General features: G+C 55.9%; 16 protein-coding genes and 1 pseudogene. 6 read left to right on the top strand and 11 right to left on the bottom strand.

Features of this window, described 5'->3' with window-relative positions; all coding sequences use genetic code 11:
• Positions 1–200 precede the first annotated feature (200 nt).
• A complete protein-coding gene (locus Q0X47_RS06510; protein WP_297724060.1) occupies positions 201–593 on the top strand; it encodes an MmcQ/YjbR family DNA-binding protein in 393 nt (130 codons plus the stop codon).
• Positions 594–777: 184 nt separating this feature from the next.
• Here Q0X47_RS06510 and Q0X47_RS06505 read toward each other — a convergent pair whose 3' ends face one another.
• The 8 genes from Q0X47_RS06505 to guaB form a co-directional block, all read right to left on the bottom strand.
• Complete coding sequence (locus Q0X47_RS06505) at positions 778–2,883, bottom strand: neutral/alkaline non-lysosomal ceramidase N-terminal domain-containing protein (protein WP_297724058.1); 2,106 nt, start codon at positions 2,881–2,883, stop codon at positions 778–780.
• Between the two features lie 268 nt (positions 2,884–3,151).
• Positions 3,152–5,035: an ABC transporter ATP-binding protein gene (locus tag Q0X47_RS06500; protein WP_297724056.1), complete on the bottom strand. Its 1,884-nt coding sequence runs from the start codon at positions 5,033–5,035 to the stop codon at positions 3,152–3,154.
• A complete protein-coding gene (locus tag Q0X47_RS06495; protein WP_297724054.1) occupies positions 5,032–6,639 on the bottom strand; it encodes an ABC transporter ATP-binding protein/permease in 1,608 nt (535 codons plus the stop codon). The genes Q0X47_RS06500 and Q0X47_RS06495 overlap by 4 nt, the downstream gene beginning before the upstream one ends.
• A gap of 107 nt (positions 6,640–6,746) precedes the next feature.
• On the bottom strand, positions 6,747–7,865 hold the full coding sequence (locus tag Q0X47_RS06490; protein ID WP_297724052.1) for a GuaB3 family IMP dehydrogenase-related protein: 1,119 nt from the start codon (positions 7,863–7,865) through the stop codon (positions 6,747–6,749).
• 85 nt (positions 7,866–7,950) lie between these two features.
• Positions 7,951–9,264: a tRNA guanosine(34) transglycosylase Tgt gene (gene tgt, locus Q0X47_RS06485; protein ID WP_297724050.1), complete on the bottom strand. Its 1,314-nt coding sequence runs from the start codon at positions 9,262–9,264 to the stop codon at positions 7,951–7,953.
• 17 nt (positions 9,265–9,281) lie between these two features.
• Positions 9,282–10,058, bottom strand: a complete 777-nt coding sequence (locus tag Q0X47_RS06480; RefSeq protein WP_297724048.1) for a queuosine precursor transporter — start codon at positions 10,056–10,058, stop codon at positions 9,282–9,284.
• Positions 10,059–10,105: 47 nt separating this feature from the next.
• Positions 10,106–10,828 carry an exonuclease domain-containing protein gene (locus tag Q0X47_RS06475; RefSeq protein WP_297724046.1) on the bottom strand — a complete coding sequence of 241 codons (723 nt, stop codon included), beginning with the start codon at positions 10,826–10,828 and terminating at the stop codon, positions 10,106–10,108.
• Between the two features lie 43 nt (positions 10,829–10,871).
• Positions 10,872–12,407, bottom strand: coding sequence for an IMP dehydrogenase (guaB, locus tag Q0X47_RS06470; protein ID WP_297724044.1), 1,536 nt, complete (start codon positions 12,405–12,407; stop codon positions 10,872–10,874).
• Between the two features lie 261 nt (positions 12,408–12,668).
• Here guaB and Q0X47_RS06465 point away from each other — a divergent pair, with 261 nt between their 5' ends.
• The gene (locus tag Q0X47_RS06465; protein ID WP_279107354.1) at positions 12,669–12,959 is read left to right on the top strand and encodes a WhiB family transcriptional regulator; all 291 of its coding nucleotides are present in this window, start codon (positions 12,669–12,671) and stop codon (positions 12,957–12,959) included.
• Positions 12,960–13,136: 177 nt separating this feature from the next.
• Here the strand turns inward: Q0X47_RS06465 and ddaH are convergent, their stop codons facing one another.
• The gene (gene ddaH / locus Q0X47_RS06460; protein WP_295026814.1) at positions 13,137–13,919 is read right to left on the bottom strand and encodes a dimethylargininase; all 783 of its coding nucleotides are present in this window, start codon (positions 13,917–13,919) and stop codon (positions 13,137–13,139) included.
• A gap of 200 nt (positions 13,920–14,119) precedes the next feature.
• Positions 14,120–14,413: a co-chaperone GroES gene (gene groES / locus Q0X47_RS06455; protein ID WP_036324231.1), complete on the bottom strand. Its 294-nt coding sequence runs from the start codon at positions 14,411–14,413 to the stop codon at positions 14,120–14,122.
• A gap of 201 nt (positions 14,414–14,614) precedes the next feature.
• Here groES and Q0X47_RS06450 point away from each other — a divergent pair, with 201 nt between their 5' ends.
• Both Q0X47_RS06450 and tsaD read left to right on the top strand, forming a co-directional pair.
• Positions 14,615–15,880 carry a class I SAM-dependent methyltransferase gene (locus tag Q0X47_RS06450; protein WP_297724041.1) on the top strand — a complete coding sequence of 422 codons (1,266 nt, stop codon included), beginning with the start codon at positions 14,615–14,617 and terminating at the stop codon, positions 15,878–15,880.
• A 30-nt stretch (positions 15,881–15,910) separates the two neighbouring features.
• A complete protein-coding gene (tsaD, locus tag Q0X47_RS06445; protein ID WP_297724039.1) occupies positions 15,911–17,023 on the top strand; it encodes a tRNA (adenosine(37)-N6)-threonylcarbamoyltransferase complex transferase subunit TsaD in 1,113 nt (370 codons plus the stop codon).
• 57 nt (positions 17,024–17,080) lie between these two features.
• Here tsaD and Q0X47_RS06440 read toward each other — a convergent pair whose 3' ends face one another.
• Positions 17,081–18,463, bottom strand: coding sequence for a hypothetical protein (locus Q0X47_RS06440; RefSeq protein ID WP_297724037.1), 1,383 nt, complete (start codon positions 18,461–18,463; stop codon positions 17,081–17,083).
• Positions 18,464–18,547: 84 nt separating this feature from the next.
• Between Q0X47_RS06440 and Q0X47_RS06435 the strand changes: the two genes are divergently transcribed.
• Together Q0X47_RS06435 and Q0X47_RS06430 are read left to right on the top strand one after the other, a co-directional pair.
• Positions 18,548–18,865, top strand: a complete 318-nt coding sequence (locus Q0X47_RS06435) for a transposase (protein WP_367178288.1) — start codon at positions 18,548–18,550, stop codon at positions 18,863–18,865.
• A pseudogene (locus tag Q0X47_RS06430) lies at positions 18,862–19,069 on the top strand (IS3 family transposase); the annotation flags it as partial. The gene Q0X47_RS06435 and the pseudogene Q0X47_RS06430, both read left to right, overlap by 4 nt.

Genomic DNA, 19,069 nt, shown 5'->3' with positions numbered 1-19,069 from the left:
CTTATATATCGTTTGTCAATAGGTATTACTGCACGAATCTGCCCATAGCCGCGCCCGGTTGTACCTTTGGAACAATTCGCTCACCAGCTAGAGAGACCCACAAAACCTGTGAAAACGCTACAGTTTAGAGTGAACATTCTGACAGACAATCATCTGGGTACGTCAGTTAGAAGTCAGACAGTCAGCCACGAGGGGGACGCATGAAAGCCGAGGAATTGTGGGATCAGGCTCGGGCGGTGGCTCTGGAGCTGCCAGAGACCGAGCTTTGGGTGTATTCCCCGCAGTGGGAGGCCGTAAAAGTGTGCGGGAAGTGGTTCGTGGTGATGGTGGAGGTCCACGGCACCCCGGTTGTGAACTTGGCCGTGTTGCCGGAGGACGGCCTGGCACTGACCCAGCGCTACGCGGAAATCACTCCTGGCTGGCACATGAACAAAGACCGCTGGATCAGCGTGTACCCCGGCGCGGAGGTCAACCTGGAACTGTTGAAAGTGCTGGTTCAGGAATCTTACCTGAACGTGGTATCACGTCTGCCAGTCAAGTCCCGCCCGCAGCTGCCCGATTCCCTGCGACACTGGCCCAGTTCGGAGGCCTAACCCCGCTCCGCACCCTTTGTCGAATCTCGTACTTAGGGCTTTTCCCTAGGTGTTTTCCACCTAGTTCCTCGTCACCTCGGTTGCACCACCAACTTTGTCGATTCGCCGGATTGACGAAATCACGAAGTCCGGGCAGCCGGCGAAAACCAGCTGCCCGGACTAGGGGGAGTAATTTTCGTTAGTCCTAGTTCACGGTGAATGGATTAGATATACCCTCGTAAGGAATAATCCGGTGGTTCCAACCGTTCTTCCAGTCACCGTCCTGCACCAACCGGTAGGTTCCGGCCGGGGTGCCCTGACGAATCCGCCACTCGACCGTGGTGCGAGAATAGCTGGCGCCTTCACGTTCCCAGCGGTAACTGGTGTCCCAGTCACGGTCCGTCAAGTAATCTTGCCAAGTCCCATCCTCGGCCTGACGCTGCACCTTGAGGAAGGTCCCGCCCACGCGCAAGTTGTTCTTGGGGTGTGCCCCACGGAACACGGCTTTCGCCGTATCTCCCTGGTTGTACTGTTCGAGGGGCTGAATCAGCACCTGACCAAACTGTTGACGCCACGGCTTGTCGTCCAGCACGACCCCGGCACGATTGATTTTGCCTCGCGTGCTGACCTTGGGCCACGCATCGTTGCTGACCGCAGTGCCGTCGACCATAGCTTGCGCCAAGCCATCTACCTCTTGCTGCAGGGCCGACAATTCGTAAGGACCAAACTCGGTGGAAGCGCCCTCGTAATGTTGGGCAGCGTACTCTTCACGAGTGGAAACATAACCGGCGTAATCGTTCGCTGCTCCAGAAAAGATGACCTTCTCTACGCCGAGCGGTGCCAAAATCCGTTCCACGGATTCCCGCAGGTGGCGCACGCCCATGGTGCCCGTCTCAGTCGGAACCCCGACAATAGCCACGTTGCCGATACGCAGCAACTGTACCGGCACCACGGTCGAAGCCCAGCCCCACTTGCCGTCGGGGAGCAAAACTGGCTTTTCCGCCTGGCAGGGATCATTGCCCGTCCAAGAAATCGAGGCAAAGGCGAAACGCACCAAACCGCCCAAGCTGGATTGATCGACCTTGTTGATGACATCGCGAACCGAGAAATTGTCCCTGGTCATACCTTCATAGATTCCAGGAATTCCCGAGGGGCCGTTTTCTCCGCCCGCGGCAAAGGAATAGCCACGAGCTGGGACGCACAGTTTCTGGTCCCCGGCGCCTTCCGTGTAAGCCGCTTTGACGACATAGTTCTTAAACTGGACGTAACGTCCCCGATAGTCAACGGCACCTTTTACTGCGTCTCCGGGGCTATTCCACAGCTGCCAGGATGCGTCGAACTGTTCCTGACCATGCTTTTCAGCGTTGTAGTAATCATCAGGGGTTCCCATGAATTCCGGGGTGGAGGACGAGTTGCCCGCCACGGGAACCATGTCTCCCGTACCTGAAGCAGGGAACGCCGCCACGAAGGTCTTGTCCTGATTAGGATCAGTCCCGAACTTCTGTTCGTACAGGTATTCCGCGTAGCCTTTCGAGTCGCCGGAATACAGGTCCCAGTGCATCGGGAAGGACGTGGCGTGAGTTGAGAACCAGTTGAATACGCCGAGTTTCTCACCGGCGGCGGAAGTGAACTCCAGTTGGTCCATCGTCGTTTCTACCGAGTCGTCGTATTTGTTGACGTCATCGTTTTGCAGGTACGCCGCCAGAGAGCGGTTCCGGGTGATGCCGTGGACGTTAGTGCGCTTCATCTCGATGGTCCCAGGCTCGAGGTTGTTGTGCGCCTTCGAAATTGCGTTGACGATGCCGTCCACGGTGATATCCAACACCTGTTGGCTGAACCCGTGCATAGTCTTATCCTCAGCGGCGATTTCATAAAGTTTATCGGTGGAGGTTCCGGCCGGCGACACGTGCGAGTGGGTGATGCCAATCATCACGTTGCCCTCGTCATACAGACCGGGATACATTGCCTTTAGTTTGTCCAAAACCCGTACCCGTACCGCGTTGAAAGTGCCGCCGGTATCGACGCTGACATAAACCACGCGCTTGTCGGTAACCTGATCAGCGACGATAAAGGCATGGGCATACACACGTTGCTGCAGGCCTTTCATCTCTTGGTGCGAGGCGTAGCCGAAGGCGCCGTTTTCCGCAATAGCGCCGGTCACATCGGAGATACCGGCGCCTATCAAGTAATTGCTTTCGGAAGCGCTAGCCTCCGGTGTCAGTCCGGACACGCCTACCAGGCTGGCTCCGACCAGCGCCACTGCCCCGGTAAAGGTTATAGCGAGCCGCTTAAATCGTTGTGTTTTTTTCATGTTGTTTCCTGCTCTGCGTTGAGTTGAAGTTGGCATGGTCAGCGAAGAACACCGACAACCCCTAGCATACACTGGAAATTATCTGGATTTTTTCAGAGTTTTTTCACGATAGCTTAAGAAATCGGGGATATTTTGCCCTCCAATAGGCAAATTGTTCAAAAATTAAGTTAAATAAACTCTCAAAACTGCCCCGGTTTGTCAGTCCAATAATTCCCCCACCCCTGCCAGCCGTGAGTAGACGGCAAATCTGGGCGTGCTGTCTGAGCTTTTATTGGCCCCGCAGGCGGCACAGCGCTGATTCTGGGTTCGCCAGGAGCTCCTCCGGTTTCCCCTGTTCCACAATGTGACCCAGATCCAGCACCGCCACCCAATCGGCTCGGGCAATCTGATCTAAGTTGTGCGTAATTTCCAAGACGGTGGGGCGCGGTTTCAGACTGCGCAGGTTATCGTTGATGCGGGTAGCTAAAGGTGCAGGCAGGTGCGCCGTATGCTCGTCCAAGATGAGGATTGGGGATTGGCGCAGCAAGGCCCGAGCCAGGGAAAGCCTCTGGCGTTGTCCCCCGCTGAGAGCCGCCCCTCGCGAAGCCACACGGTGCTGCAGTCCCCCCGGCATCGCTTTCACTTCCGCGTCCATTCCCACCATTGCCAAAGCCCACCACAGTTGGCTTTCACTGGCTTGCGGACTGGCCAGACGTAAGTTTTCGGCAACGGTCATATCGAAAATCGTTGACTCGGCGCTGACTAGAGACACCGCTTTGCGTAGGGACGCGAGGCGATATTCGCGCAGATCGCGCCCGTCCAGGAGGACAGTTCCCGCTTCGGGATCGTAAAAACGCAGCAGGAGTCGTGACAGGGTTGACTTTCCGCCACCTGTCGCCCCCACTAGGGCGGTCCACGAGCCCGGCGCTAACTTGAGGTTGATTTGTTCAATAGTCCCCGGTGCCGCGCTAATTTGCGGGGGCGCGTTGGTCGGTTTGGGATAACGAAAGCTGACATGGCTAAATTCCGCTGCCAAAGGCGTGCCGTGACGCACGTTTTCCGACCCCTCGCGAAGCTCCAGTCCGGCGTGAGTCAACTGGTAGACGCGTCGCGCCGCAGCCAGAGAAGTATTCAGTTCGGTTCCGAAGTCCACTACGGCTTTAAATCCGTCCCAGCAGCGCAAAACCGCAAAAAGTATTGCTATCCAGGCAGCCATTTCGAGAGTGCCTGACCGATAGAGCGCGCCGCCCACCGCCAGCAGGATCAGGACCGCAGCCATTCTCCACGCGGAGAGAAACGCGCCGCGGAATGCTGACTTGTTAGTCTCACGTAGGCTGGCTCGAACCAGTTCCTCGCCTAACCTGTCACTGCCGGCGAGACGCCCTTCGCACAGGCCGTATCCCACGACTTCCGCCAACCCTCCCAGCGAATCCGTGACGTCCGCGGCGACACGCCCACGAGCTGCGAGTTTATTGCGCGCGGCCATGTGTCCAGAAGATATACCGTACCAAGGTATCAAAAGTCCTACAATGAGAATTCCCGCCACGGCTATGCCCAGCTGCCAGGGCGCAACCGCGAAAGTCACCGCGGTAACAATACCGGGAACCAGGAAGGCGGTTATCGCCGGAGCAAAAGTGTGAGCAAAGAATACTTCGATACGATCTATATCCTTCGTGAGCCGCGCCAAGAGGTCTCCGCTATGATTATTGGTCACTATGGCGGGAGCCTGGGGGTAAATGGCACGGTAGGCTTGGGTCCGCAACAGTTCCAAGGCTTTGAAGGCAACCAGATGACCCCAGTATTGTTCCAGGTAACGACTCAAACCTTTCAGAAGCGCAGTCCCTGCCATCACCGTCAACAGTCCCCCCAAGTTGGCTGACACACCACGGACACAACCGCAGTCCGCACTGCTCATCACCAGGTTCACCACCAACACCGCAGGGATGGTGAACAGGACTATGCCCAGTATTTGATCGATTAGCCTGGCGAGGGTGGAGGCAGCTACCGGCCCTAATACTGGGCGAGTCGAGGACAGCAACCAGCGGACGACTGTCCGCAACCCTGCCGCGGCTGGCTCAGAGGGAATAACTGTGGACGAGGAACAGCCCCTGCCCTCAGTCGAGCGAGAAGGCGCCGTGTTCTTTGAGTCGGGTGCGTTGCTCGATGGTGTCACCGTTCCACCAGCTTTCCGTTCTCGACCCGCAAAATGCGATCTGCCAGCGCAGTCAGAGCCCCGCGGTGTGACACCATGATGAGTGTATAGTCATGCCCCAGGGCTTGGAGAGCCTCCAAAATTTTTCGCTCAGAATTCAGATCAACCTGAGAAGTCGCTTCATCGAGCAGCAGAATTTTTCGACCGCTCACGATGGCCCGCGCCAGGCTGAGACGCTGTTTTTGTCCGCTCGAAAGCCCCACTCCGTTTTCACCTAGAGGAGTATCCAGTTCCAGTGGCATCTGTTTAATTTCGGCGTCAAGATGGGCCGCGCGCAAAACATCCCATAATTCGGTATCAGATGCCTGCGGGGCTGCCATCTGGAGGTTTTCCCGCACGGTGCCGGTAAACAGCCAGGTATTTTGGCTGACCAACGCCGAACACTGTGCCAAGTCCGCGGTTTTACCGGCGACCTCAACCCGGCCCTCACTTGGGGTCAAAAATCCTTTCATTACGTTCAATAAGGTAGTTTTCCCCTGTCCAGAATCCCCCACAATAGCCACGCGTTCACCGGAAGACACCCTCAGGTTCACCCCTTGCAGAACCTGATGGCTTCCGTAGCGCACACCAACATTATCCAGATATACCGCGGGAATCTCAGTATCTCCCGCACGAATGTCCTCATCCGCAACTTCAGCATCACCATGAAGAGCTACGGAGGCACCCTCGCAGCTGGCAGTCAAATGCACGAACCGCGAGTTTATAAAACCCGAGATGGCTCGCCCGGCGCCCCGTCCACCCATCGCTATATAGAAAAACCCCCCGAAGTGGTCAATCGGTTCCAGCAGCAACATCGCCAAGCCCAGTGCCGTCACCGCTTTGCCCAGAGTCATCTCCCCGATAGAAACCAGGAACATTGACAGGGCGGCCACGGACGTAATGACGAATAGCGAAAACACGGTGTCGAGTACAAAAATTATGACTTGATTGGAACGCAGCAGGCTCATGGTAGCTAGCCGATTCTCTTCGCCTACTGTCTCGAGTTTGTCCCCCATCCGATCCGCCGCCCCCAGCAGCTGCAGGGTTGTGAGTCCTTGCAATACTTCCAAGTAATTTGCCGCTAAAGCCGCCCGTGCTCGTGCGGATTTCGCCGAGGAACGCCGAAAGAGCTTTTGGAACAGCCACACCGTCCCCGCTGCCAACGGCAGGCACAGCGCCATCAACAGCGCCAGGAAGGGGTGAACAAAAATCCCCATTGCCGCCACTATCAGCACCGGCGCGCTGAAAGAGCCTTGAACCTCGGGCAAAAACCCTTGACGATACCGAGTAAACTTTTCGGCTGACTCGGTTGCCAACGCCACGACTTTTCCGGAGCTTTCCTGATTCATCCGCGCGGGTCCAGCTCGAAAACTCTGGGTCAAAAGAGTCTTTCGGACGTAATTTTCTTCACGTATCTGGGATCGGGTCGAGCGCCGCGACAAGGAAAAGTTTGCCCCAAAGACCAAGGCAATACCCACTATCGCGAGAACCCAGTGGAGAGTGGCAGGAAAGGACCATTCGGGGTGGAGATAAAAGTCGAGAATCTCTCCTGCCGCAACAAACACCGTAATCAGGCCAAGTGTCATGAGCCAAAACAGCCCCAGTACCACGCGATTCGCGCGGCGACCCGCAGCGGTTTGTAGCGCTGCAAACTGGGGTTTACCTGGCTTTTTTGGGACTACGCGGGAGTTACTCAATAGCTGGTGACCACTTCAACTCGCTGGAGTTCCTTAACATCGGTGTAACCCGTCGTGGCCATCGTCCGGCGCAGGGCTCCCATCATATTAAGGGTTCCTTCGGCGTTGTCGGCAGGACCGAACATAACCTGTTCCATGGTGCCGACAGTGCCGACCTTGACCCGAGAACCGCGCGGCAAGGTGGAGTGGTGTGCCTCGCTGCCCCAGTGCCAGCCCTGTCCGGGTGCCTCGTAAGCCCTGGCCAAAGCACTTCCCAGCATCACGGCGTCAGCCCCGCAAGCGATAGCTTTCACCACGTCGCCAGCAAGACCAATGCCGCCGTCTGCGATAACGTGGACATACCTGCCGCCAGATTCATCCAAGAAATCCCGCCGTGCCGCCGCCACGTCCGCTACCGCCGTCGCCATCGGCACGTGAATCCCCATGGTGCGGCGGGTGGTGGAGGCGGCTCCCCCGCCGAATCCCACCAGCACTCCGGCCGCACCGGTGCGCATCAGGTGCAGCGCTCCGGTGTAGGTGGCCACTCCCCCGACAATGACCGGAATATCCAACTGATGCACGAATTGTTTGAGGTTGAGGGGTTCTACCTGGGAAGACACATGGTCTGCAGACACGGTGGAACCGCGCACCACGAACAGATCCAGCGCTGAATCCGCCACGTAGTCCCACAGTTTTTGAGTGCCGGCCGGGCTCATCGCCCCGGCCACGATGACGTCAGCGGCTTTAATTTCCTCTAGCCTGGCCCGCATTAGTTCCGGCTTAATGGGTTCGGTGTAAATTTCCTGCAACTTGGCGGTAGCTTTGGCTCCGACTTCGTCAAGTTCTGCCAGTTCTTCGTACAAGGGCAGGGGGTCAGCGTACCGGGTCCACAGCCCTTCCAGGTCCAAGACCCCAACTCCGCCCATTTTTCCCAAGGCGATGGCATTCTGGGGGCTCATCACCGAATCCATCGGTGCCCCCATGACCGGAACCTTCATATAATAAGCGTCAAATTGCCAGGCCAGTGACACGTCACGAGGATCTCGCGTGCGGCGAGAGGGCACCACCGCGATTTCATCAAAAGAATAGGCTCGACGCCCCCGTTTGCCGCGCCCAATCTGAACTTCATCATTCATGGATTCAGCCTACCAAAATGCGCCCCAGCGGGAGTCTCTAGCGTTACCGGGTACACGTTTTCCCGCCATTCTCATACCGCAACGGTCATTCCCGTCCCAGCCTGCTTAAAGTCTGTTGTTTAAAATCTCGATACGCGTCCCCACCTGCGATAATAGCCTGACGAATACTGTCAACCAAGTGGACGGTGTAATACTCGTTGTGGATGGTCAGCAGCGTCGAAGCCAGCATTTCCTTAGCCTTCAGCAGGTGGTGAAGATAGGCACGAGTGTAGTTTGTGCAGGTATAGCAGCCGCACCCCTCCTGGAGAGGGCCAAAGTCCTCTCGAAATGCTGCCCGCGCCATATTCGTCCTGCCGGTGGGTAAATACGCCGCTCCAGTACGAGCCACACGAGACGGCGATACGCAGTCGAAAGTGTCAGCTCCGTTTTCGATGCCGGCAAAGAAATCTTCCGGTTCTGAAATCCCCAACAGGTGACGTGGGCGGTCCTCAGGCAGTTCCTGACACACCCAGGAACAAATCACACCGAGATTTTCCTTTTCCAAGGCGCCTCCGATACCGAATCCGTCAAAGCACCGCCCCGAGATTTCCATTTCCCCGAGGTCGTGTGCCGCTTTCCGACGTAAATCCTCCCATTGCGCACCTTGGATCACTCCAAAAAGCATCTGATAAGGCTTGTCGGCACGCTCTATGGTGAGACGCTCGTGTTCCGCCAGACAGCGCTCCGCCCATTTTCGGGTCCGCTCCAGGGAAACTACCTGGTAGTCGTAGGAATGCAACAGGGAAGTTAGTTCATCGAAGGCGAAAATAATATCGGCACCCAAGTGGTGCTGAATCTGCATCGAGATTTCCGGGGTAAACCGATGTTTGGACCCATCTAGGTGCGAACGAAAATTAACGCCGTCGTCGTCAACCCGCGCTAAGCCGGGGTGAGCTTGGCGTTTATCGGGAGGCGACAGTTCCGCGGCTTCTTCCGCCTGTTCTAAAAGTTTGCGTTTGTCCCCGGAGCGTTCATGGTTACCGTGATTGCGCGAAGCGCTACGTTCCCGAGCTGAGGCGGCGAATTCCTGGCTGAGGACTTTCTTGTATCCCGCACCCAAACTGAGGACTTGGAATCCGCCGGAATCGGTGAAAGTTGGCCCCTCCCAGTGCATAAAAGCCCCCAGCCCACCTGCCATATCGACAAGTTCCGGTCCTGGCTGTAGGTAGAGGTGGTAAGCGTTAGCCAGCACCGCCGCCGCACCCAGGTCCCGAACCATCTCAGGGATAAGCGCCTTCACTGTTGCTTTTGTACCGACCGGTATAAAAGCGGGGGTGGGAATGTCTCCGTGTGGAGTGTGAATAACCCCTGCTCGCCCCAGCTGACCCAGACGAGCCACGACCTCAAAGTATTCACTCACTAAAGCATCACTCCAGGTTAAGAAAGTTCCATCGAAGCGGTTTCTGTACCTATTGGTCCATTATTTGGGCCCTGAGACAGTGCGACGGGCAATTCTGTATCAATCGGTACATAATTTTTTTCGCCGCGTTTCACCCACCCGATGACCTGAATGCTGAGCGGCGACATGATGATTTCCAACGCGCACTTGTACACGTAACCGGTCAGCACGTAGTTGAAAAATTCCGGCCCCGAAATCAACCCGGCAAAAGCGATGGTGCAAAACGCGAGGGTGTCTACCAGCTCCCCGACCAGGGTCGAGGCAATCATGCGAATCCAGAGGAAACGCTCTCCGGTGCGGCCTTTAATCCGCACCAGCACCAGGGCATTTAACAGCTGCCCCAGCACATACCCCACAAGGGAAGCCGCCACAATACGCGGAACGAACCCGAAAACTTGAGAAAAAGCGGGCGTGATGAAGTCTCCGCTGGCCGGCGGCGCTTTGGCAACCAGGAAAAACAGGGCCGAAGCCAAGATAGAAATCCCAAACCCAGTCAGCACCGCTCGGCGAGCTCCACGGAATCCATAGACTTCCGAGAGAATGTCTCCCAGGATATAGGTGAAGGGGAACATGACGGCTCCCCCATCAAAAATCAATCCCCACGGTCCCCCGATGAGCTTAGTGGCGGAGATGTTCGAGATGAGCAGCAGCGCTACAAACAAGGTCATGAAGATATCAAAAAAACGGCCCTTACCCGCAGCCACGAAGTTAACCACCGGTCGCACTGCCTGTTCAGACCTTTCGGTCGATTTCACTGATTATTCTCCCCTACTCTTAAACCTGACGTATCCCTCAAAGGGCGTTAAAACTGCGGCCAGCGCAAGGATACCGGGTGAAAGTCCGGTTTTCGCGCCGCCATGAACTCGTTGAAACTCTGAGCCCATTGACTGTGGCCCTCCGCCTGGAACCGCATAATTTCCCCGGGGCCCATTTCCAGCAATTCCGGGAATCGCTCAGACATGGCATAGAGCAAATCCAAAGTCGCGGCAACATCGGCTTGAGCGTTGTGGAAATCATCACGTAACGGCAAATCGTAGGCGGTGCATACGGAGGCCAAGTTACGTTTCCCTTTTCGATAGCGATCCAAGATTCGGTCCAGCACCAAGGGATCGACAATCGGCTCTAACTGTCCCTCCAAGCGTTGGTGCAACGTTTGCAAACCGTGACGTTTCAGTTCCGCTTCCAAAATCGCAAAATCGAAGGTGACGTTGAAACCGACGACGGGCACTCCCCGCAGCATAGTTTCCGCGAGAATACCCGCAACTTCCTCGAGGCCAACGCGCGGATCAACCCCGTTAGCCTGCAAATATTCATCAGTCAGGCCGTTGACTCGCCCGGCAGCGGGAGGCATGGGAACGCCCGGATTAATGACCCAGTAAAGCGGCGCATCCTCGCCGTTTGTCCTGCGGATTAACGACACCGTGGCGATGTGGTCGCGGGACGTAAAGACACCGGTCGTTTCCGTGTCGAAACCCAAGACTTCCTGATGAAGCCAGGGGGCATTCATATGGTTCATTTCATTCATAGCCAAAGTCTCTCACACACCCTGGAGGCGAAAATCCCTAGCCTCAGTGACGTTGATAGTTCGGGGCTTCCACGGTGACTTCAACATCATGAGGATGTGATTCTCGCAATCCTGCTTGGGTGATACGCACAAAACGACCCCGATGGCGCAGCTCCTCAATGGTATGTGCCCCGGTATAGAACATCGACTGGTGCAGCCCTCCCACCAGCTGATACACCACCGAGCCGAGGGTGCCTTGGTAGGGAACCTGGCCTTCAATGCCCTCGGGAACAATCTTGTCGTCGCTGGAGACATCGGCCTGGAAATAACGGTCTTTTGAGTAGGACTTGCGGCCGCGCGAACTCATGGCCCCGAGCGAACCCATTCCGCGGTAGTGCTTCCACTGTTTGCCGTTCATAAACACCAGTTCACCTGGGGATTCCTCACAGCCTGCCAACAGGGAACCCAGCATCACCGTCTGAGCGCCAGCGACCAAGGCTTTGGCAATATCGCCGGAATACTGCAAACCGCCATCGGCGATGAGCGGCACATCCGCGCGGGCACATGCTTCGGCAGCCATCAAAATGGCAGTAATCTGGGGCACCCCCACCCCAGCCACCACGCGAGTGGTACAAATGGACCCCGGGCCGACACCGACCTTGACCCCGTCAACGCCCGCATCAATCAGGGCTTGTGCACCCTCCCTGGTGGCGACGTTACCGCCCACAACTTGCACCCCGGAGAACCCCGAATCGTTCTTGATTCGCGTAATCATCTCTAGAGCCAGCTTGGCCCCGCCGTTAGCGGTATCTACAATCAGGGCATCCACGCCTGCTTCTGCCAGGGCTTGGGCGCGTTCCCACGCGTCGCCCCAGTAACCGATAGCGGCACCGACCACCAAACGACCTTGGGAATCTTTAGTAGCGTGCGGGAACTGCTCGGTCTTGACAAAGTCTTTGACCGTAATGAGGCCGGTCAACTTGCCGTTTTCATCAATCAAAGGCAGTTTCTCTATGCGATTTTCCGCCAGCAGCTTCATCGCTTCTTCACGAGAAATACCGGTGCGCCCGGTGATCAGCGGCATTGGCGTCATGCATTCCCGCACTGTCTTGGTACTCCACTGGGCGGCGGGCACGAAACGCAAGTCGCGATTGGTGATGATTCCCAGCAATTCGTAGTCATCAGTCACGACCGGCAAGCCCGACACCCGATACTTGGCGCACAGTTCGTCGAGCTGTTCAATAGTGGCGTTAGGGCCGATAGTGACGGGATCGGTCACCATGCCTGACTCGGAACGTTTCACTTGGCGCACCTGTTGGGCTTGGCTTTCGATGGAGAGATTGCGGTGCAAAATTCCCATGCCACCCTGACGCGCCATAGCGATCGCCATCCGTGATTCAGTCACCGTGTCCATAGCGGCAGAAATCAGCGGAATATGCAGCTTGATTTCTTTGGAAAAGCGAGTAGAGGTATCCACTTCGGCGGGAATCACATCAGTAACCTCAGGCAATAACAGCACGTCGTCATAGGTCAAACCGGTTAAAATCCGCGGTTCAACACCGTTTTCAAGGTCTTGCAAGGGATTCGTGATTTCGCTCATATGCCTTCCTTAAATACCTGGGAATAAATCTTTTAATGTTGATGTTTATTCTAACGCTCTCACGCTAACGGTGCTGACAGGGTGGGAATCGCAGTTCAAGTTGGATTTGCCGGTGATTCGCTCGGATTGGGTTCAGAGTTTGGTTCACTACTACTGAAGGACGGTCTGGCGAGTCTAAATCGTCCTGTGGTAGGACGCTGGATTGCCGGCCCACCCCCTAGTCTTGAAGAGTAAGAAAACACCGCGAGGGAAAGGAAGAAAATGAGTAATGTAACGTATCTCCCCGCTCCGACTATTGAATCCTGGGAATGGCAAGATGAAGCTGCCTGCAAGGATTTAGGGACGGCGGCTTTCTTCCATCCAGACGGTGAACGCGGGGGAACCCGGCGGCGGCGTGCTGCGCAGGCCAAAGCGATTTGCGCGACTTGCCCGGTATTGGAACAGTGCCGCAGCTACGCTCTGAATGCCCATGAACCTTATGGCATCTGGGGCGGCATGACTGAGGAGGAACGCGCCGCTTACTGGAAAGAACGGGAGGCTAAATCCGCTTAAACCTGTAGAGCCCGGGCGGGGGCGAATCCGCCACTAGAAATTGCATATATTTTGGGGGCTGAGCCAGTGGCTCAGCCCCCAAAATGTCTATATAACCGAAAACCTAATCGCCTGCCCGACCCGCCAAACACTAACTTTCAGACGCGCCGGATTGTGGCGAAAAGTCCAGTTTGCCCGCTAGCCCACGTCACCGCGCAGACGCACAGAGAGGCAGGTCACGCAACCTTCGAGCTTCTCGTACTCGCCGATGTCTACCGCGACCACTTCGTAACCCATGCTCTCAAAGAGTTCCTTGGACTTGGGAGCGGCGGCGGACATCAGAATCTTGTTATCCTCAAGCAAAACGACGTGCGAACCGGGCTCTTCGGGAACTTCCATGAACTTGTCCCACACGGTCGGGTCGTCCACCAGCGGTTTGTAGCCGACTACAGTGCCGTCGTACAAGGCGGTGACACCGCTCTTGAGGTGGAGCACCTTGGTCATTTCCACGGGGATGACTTCCGCGTCGAATTCCTTCAAGTACTCGGCAAGCTGGCGCACCCCTTCTTCGTTGGTGCGGCCGCCGGGAGTTTGTCCGACCCAGACTTTACCATCAAACTTCAGGATATCTCCCCCGTCTACGGTGCCGGGTTCCTTGATGTAAGCCACGCGGTATCCGGCGTCCCGAACAGCCTTTTCAACTCCCGCAACCTCAGCGCGACGCTCCGGAGCTCCAGAGCGAGTGATGATAGCGAGATCCCCATAGACGAAAACAGGATCCTCAATGAATACCGAATCAGGGCAATCCGGAGCGGGCTCAACCTCGACGGTTTCCCACCCATTATCATTGAGTGCCTTAACGTAGCCTTCCCACTGGCGCAAACCCAGATCATAAGAGACGGCAGACTTTTCAATGTGTGTCACAATGCCATCAGCCATTTTGGGGCTGGGGCGACGAACTAATGCTAACTTCCTAGTCATGCCTTCCAGCGTAGTAGCGGTCCGGAAACCCGTCAAGAGATCGGCGTAATGCGATAACCGGGCTCACTGGGGATATCGGTGTAGCCCTTCATATTCCTGTGGTTTCGGCGTTGCGGCGCTGGAATGTGCCAGGAGGAGTGACGTTATAACTTAACAGAAAAGACCGGACATACGTCCGGCCTTTTCAAAGTGCGTCTCGATTACTCGACCACTGCGAGCAAGTCGCGGGCAGAGAGAATAACGTATTCCTCGCCCTGGTACTTGACTTCGGTGCCGCCGTACTTGGCGTAAATGACCTTGTCGCCTTCCTTGACATCCATCGGCACACGCACGCCCTTGTCGTCAACGCGACCGGGGCCTACCGCCACGACGGTGCCTTCCTGCGGCTTTTCTTTTGCCATATCCGGGATGACCAGCCCCGAAGCGGTAACCGTTTCCGCTTCCAGCTGCTTGATAACAACCCGATCTTCCAAAGGTTTAATGCAAACCGACACTGCGATTGCCCTTTCTCTAAGTTCCTGATGATATTTCACCAACCGAGCGCCGTCGCGGGTGGCACCCTGCCAGTCGCTTTGTATTTTATGCCGCATTTAGCACTCTCGCAACCCGAGTGCTAAGTCGTTTTCATATCGCACTGTTATATCTCCATCCCGCGAGGTTCCCTCTTTGGCTCTGCTCGCCCTTAGGATTGAACTATGGCTGAAAATTCGCTGGTGCCCGTGTTGAGTAAAGAAGGGTTCCAATTGCTGGAATCCTTGGGAACCCTGGGACCCTACACGCCGGCGCTCGCAGACCAATTGAGCGCCGGTTTACGGAAACGCGGTGTCGCGCCGGAGCTGGTGGCAGCCATTTTGACTCAGCTGGAGCTGCGGGAGGCAGCGCGGGTCAAATTCGGGGATTTCGCGCAAGGAATGCTGTTCACCCGAGACGGTTTGGAACAAGCGACGCGTTTGCCGGTGGCTGCCGTACACGCCGGACGTTTTCGTGACGCCGGTTGTCACAAGGTCGCTGATTTGGGTTGTGGGTTAGGGACAGAATCCCTGGCGTTGGCCGGTTTGGGGCTGCTGGTCACAGCTTTTGAACTCGATGAAGCTACCGCGGCGGCAGCGCTGATGAACCTGCGTGCCTATCCCGAAGCCCAGGTCACGCAGGCAGATATTTTGGAGCTGGACTGGCAACAGTTGCGTGCCGAGGGAGTTGATGGCGCTTTCGCAGACCCAGCCCGGCGCGATGCTTCAGGCAGGCGACTTCAGCCGGAGTCTTGGAAGCCCCCGCTTTCCCGCATTCTCGCTTGGCAAGACGAGATTCCGCACGGGAACCTTGGCGTAAAGATTGCCCCTGGAATCAACTATCAATCCCTGCCGGCCCAGTGCGAAACCCAGTGGATTTCTGTGGGAGGCGAGCTTGTGGAGGCGGGAATCTGGCTGGGTGACTTGATTCGTCAACAGGGGCGTTCCGCTCTGTTGATGGATAAACACGGCAAGATTGTGGCTGCGCTGCACGATGAAACCGCTGCCCCGTGCAACACACCTGCCCAGTTAAGCGAGACTATTGCGACCGAAGATGAACTGGGGGAATGGATTTTTGAACCCGATGACGCAATCATCCGGGCGGGACTGCTGGCCCAAGTTGCAAAAAACACATACACAAAAACGGTATCAAAAAAAATCGCCTATCTGAGCCGGAATACTGCCCCAGAGGCAGCAGACACAAAACTAGGTGGCTGGTTCAAAGTTCTGGAAGTCCTACCTTTAGACGAAAAAAAGATTCGCGCTGGGCTAAAGGCGCGACCAATCAGGTCTTTGGAAATTAAGAAACGCGGAGCCGATGTCTCCCCCGCGCAGCTGCGCCGAAAACTGCTGGGAAAACCCGCCAAAGACGGCGAGGATTTGACTTTGATTGCCACGCGTTTGGGCAGCCGACATCGGGCGATTCTGTGCCGGCGCTATGCAGAAATTTAGACCCCGGAAAAAACCAACTAAAATAAACGCGTGTTAAACGGTGCAAGACTGACTTTAGGAATCGAATCTACCTGCGACGAAACGGGGGCGGCCATCGTGGCGGGGAAAACTCAGCTGTTGGCGAATGTGGTCGCGACCTCGATGGATGAATATGCCCGCTACGGCGGGATTATTCCCGAGATTGCTTCTCGGGCGCATTTGGAGTCGTTCCTGCCCGTGGTCACCAAGGCTTTGGATGAGGCGGGTGTGAAGCTCGCAGACATTGACCAGATTGGCGTGTCCGCTGGTCCGGGGCTGATTGGTTCGCTGGCGGTAGGAATCGCCGGGGCGAAAGCGCTGGCCGTAGCCACTGGTAAGCCGCTTTACGGAGTGAATCACGTCATTGGACACCTAGCGGTGGACCAGCTGGTCAACGGCGAACTGGAACTGCCGGCGGTGGGATTGGTGGTCAGCGGCGGACACACGAACCTGCTGCTCATCACCGATTTTGCGGCTGCGGGTGGAATCAGGGAACTGGGCGGTACTCTTGACGATGCTTCGGGGGAAGCTTTTGACAAGGTCGGACGGGTGCTGGGACTGCCCTATCCGGGAGGGCCACACGTGGACCGCCTGGCCCGCGAAGGCAGACTAGGGGCGATTGATTTTCCGCGCGGTCTGGCCGGCGCAAAGTACGCGAAGACCCACCCTTATGATTTTTCTTTCTCCGGGCTGAAAACCGCGGTAGCGCGCTATGTTGGTCAACTCGAAGCCGCCCCGGAAGTCAGCGGACGCCCGGACTTTACCGCGGATTTCGCCCCCGCGCGCGAGGGAAAACCCTGGCTGCCGGTAGCGGATATTTGTCGGGGGTTCTCGGAATCCGTAAACGACTCCCTAGTGAGCAAGACTATGCGGGCGCTAACCGATTTCGAGGCAAAAACCCTGGTGGTAGGCGGCGGATATTCCGCTAATTCTCGGCTGCGTGAATGGCTAACGGAGGAATGCGCGCGTGCTGGCGTTACCCTGCGGATTCCCCCGCTGAAGTTCTGTACCGACAATGGGGCGCAGATTGCGGCTATCACGGCGGCGATTGCGGATACGAACGCCCCGAGCCAGGCGGATTTTTCGCCAGTTTCTGCCCTGGAACTGACGCGCGTCGCCGTCTAGGGCAACATGGGCTTCACATTTTTACAGGCTGGTTGTTTCCCTCGGAATCACACTGGTTTACAGGCATTCCAAGAAATTCCCCCGTTCATAGTCGACCACGCGGGGCACGCCATTCGCATCATTTTCAACCCGATAACGCGACATAACACACGGTTCCCCGCTCTTAGTATCTCTACCTCTGGCTTCTATCAGCCCGTGTACCCCATATTGATAACCAGAAGAAGAATCCTGACCAATAAATCCTAATGTTGCGACATAGGGATGTTCTGGGTCGGTGGGGTCAAAAATATAGGCGAACTGTTCCAAGTCTTCAGGGAGTCTGCCTACAACCAAGAGATCGGTGTATCCATCCGAATTTATATCTGCATATTTCGGCTGGAGATTAGGGTCAGAAAAATCAAATGAGAGTATATGCCAGCCCTCAAATAGACCTTCTCCTTCTATTATTTCTTGAGATTCTCCCTCGATCATGGCAAACCAGCAGCCATCATTCGTATCTGGAATCTTATGAAATAACGGGGTGCCATCATTGCTGGAGTAATCACAATAAAAATCATCCGCACCAGTCTCAGCAGGTACGAAGTTATTCATAAAGTCGAAGTCTTTGATGGCGTCTTTATCCGGCCCTTTCGCGGCCTCAACCAGGGTCGGCGACTCAGAAGACTTCTGACTCTCCTCCACGGCCCCGTAACCCTCAATAGACACCTTGGAACCCTCAAAACTAGTGACAATAACACGCGAACCATCAAAACTCACCTGACCCGGCGTAGCAAGCTCTTTAGACCACAACAATTTGCCGTCTGGAGAAAAACCAGAAAGCGCCTTGGCATTATCCACCCCAGGAGCAGCAACAATCTTCAAATCTTTACCGCTATAAAGCACCTGCCCAAAACCCTCATCCTTACCAGCTGCCTTCGGAACAGCCACATCAGCACACGCCATCACATTATTCTCTAACGAATAACGCTGACCCGGCCCACAAGCCGGCAAAGAACCACCCTTACCATCAGAACCCCCAGGCCACGACACCTTCGAACCACAAGACGAAACCTCACCACCAGTCGCCTTCCGAACCACATTGAAATAAACTTTTTCCCCCACCGGAGCAAAAACCGCAAGCTTATCCTCCGGCAAAAACACCGAATAAGGACGTACCCCCTCAGCCGACTCACCCTCAACCTGAATCACCACCAACTTCTCCATATCCATCTGCAAACCATTAGCCAAACTCGACCCAGAATGAGACCGGAACACCCCCAAAACAAACAACAAAACCACCACACCCACAACCAACAACAACGACACAAACACAATCCCCACCACCAACAACCGACGCCCCCCAGACCCAGGCGCCGAACCACTCGGTTGCGGACTAGTCATAAAACCAGACTGATAACCAACAGAAACCGAACCCTGAGGAAGACTACCAAAAGAACTCATAAACTCATGCTACCCGCCACACACTATACGTATCGGTGAAGTGTACTGGGTTTTGTTCCTGTCTGTTTTTGAGAGGATTGGAACATGTCTATGAGGTATTCGCAGGAGTTTAGGAATCGTGCGGTGAGGATGGTTGGTGATCGTCTGGCTGATGACAGGTCGTGTACGCAGTGGCGGGCTATCAGCGAGATTGCTCCACGGCTGGGTACATCGGTTGAGTCGTTGCGTCGCTGGTACGAGCAGTATCTTGTGAACACGGGTGAGCGGCAGGGGATGACGCGTGAAGAACACGAGGAAGTGAAACGGCTTAAGCGTGAGGTTGCTGAGCTGAGTAGAGCGAATGAGATTTTGAAAACTGCTTCGGCTTTTTTCGCAGCGGAGCTCGACCGACCGGCCCGATGATGATCGCCTATATTGACGCATATAAGGATTGTTTCGGGGTCGAGCCGATTTGCCGGACACTGGGCGCTAGCTTGGAAGGAGGGTTTATTACTTCTCGTGGCTATCGTCTGGTCAAGAAGCGCCCGCCAAGTAGCCGAGCCTTGCGTGACGAGGTTTTGGTTGGTGAGGTGCGCCGGGTTTTCGAGGAAAATTATCGGGTGTACG

The organism is uncultured Mobiluncus sp. (genome assembly GCF_947254095.1).
Lineage (GTDB): Bacteria > Actinomycetota > Actinomycetes > Actinomycetales > Actinomycetaceae > Mobiluncus.
This window is presented reverse-complemented; position numbering and strand designations above follow the sequence as displayed.

Coding starts and splice junctions, on each gene's coding strand:
- ddaH (WP_295026814.1), bottom strand. CDS start 13,919: ATGACTAGGAAGTTAGCATTAGTTCGTCGCCCCAGCCCCAAAATGGCT.
- Q0X47_RS06510 (WP_297724060.1), top strand. CDS start 201: ATGAAAGCCGAGGAATTGTGGGATCAGGCTCGGGCGGTGGCTCTGGAG.
- Q0X47_RS06465 (WP_279107354.1), top strand. CDS start 12,669: ATGAGTAATGTAACGTATCTCCCCGCTCCGACTATTGAATCCTGGGAA.
- Q0X47_RS06440 (WP_297724037.1), bottom strand. CDS start 18,463: ATGAGTTCTTTTGGTAGTCTTCCTCAGGGTTCGGTTTCTGTTGGTTAT.
- guaB (WP_297724044.1), bottom strand. CDS start 12,407: ATGAGCGAAATCACGAATCCCTTGCAAGACCTTGAAAACGGTGTTGAA.
- Q0X47_RS06490 (WP_297724052.1), bottom strand. CDS start 7,865: ATGAATGATGAAGTTCAGATTGGGCGCGGCAAACGGGGGCGTCGAGCC.
- Q0X47_RS06475 (WP_297724046.1), bottom strand. CDS start 10,828: ATGAATGAAATGAACCATATGAATGCCCCCTGGCTTCATCAGGAAGTC.
- Q0X47_RS06495 (WP_297724054.1), bottom strand. CDS start 6,639: ATGACACTTGGCCTGATTACGGTGTTTGTTGCGGCAGGAGAGATTCTC.
- Q0X47_RS06505 (WP_297724058.1), bottom strand. CDS start 2,883: ATGAAAAAAACACAACGATTTAAGCGGCTCGCTATAACCTTTACCGGG.
- Q0X47_RS06450 (WP_297724041.1), top strand. CDS start 14,615: ATGGCTGAAAATTCGCTGGTGCCCGTGTTGAGTAAAGAAGGGTTCCAA.
- Q0X47_RS06435 (WP_367178288.1), top strand. CDS start 18,548: ATGTCTATGAGGTATTCGCAGGAGTTTAGGAATCGTGCGGTGAGGATG.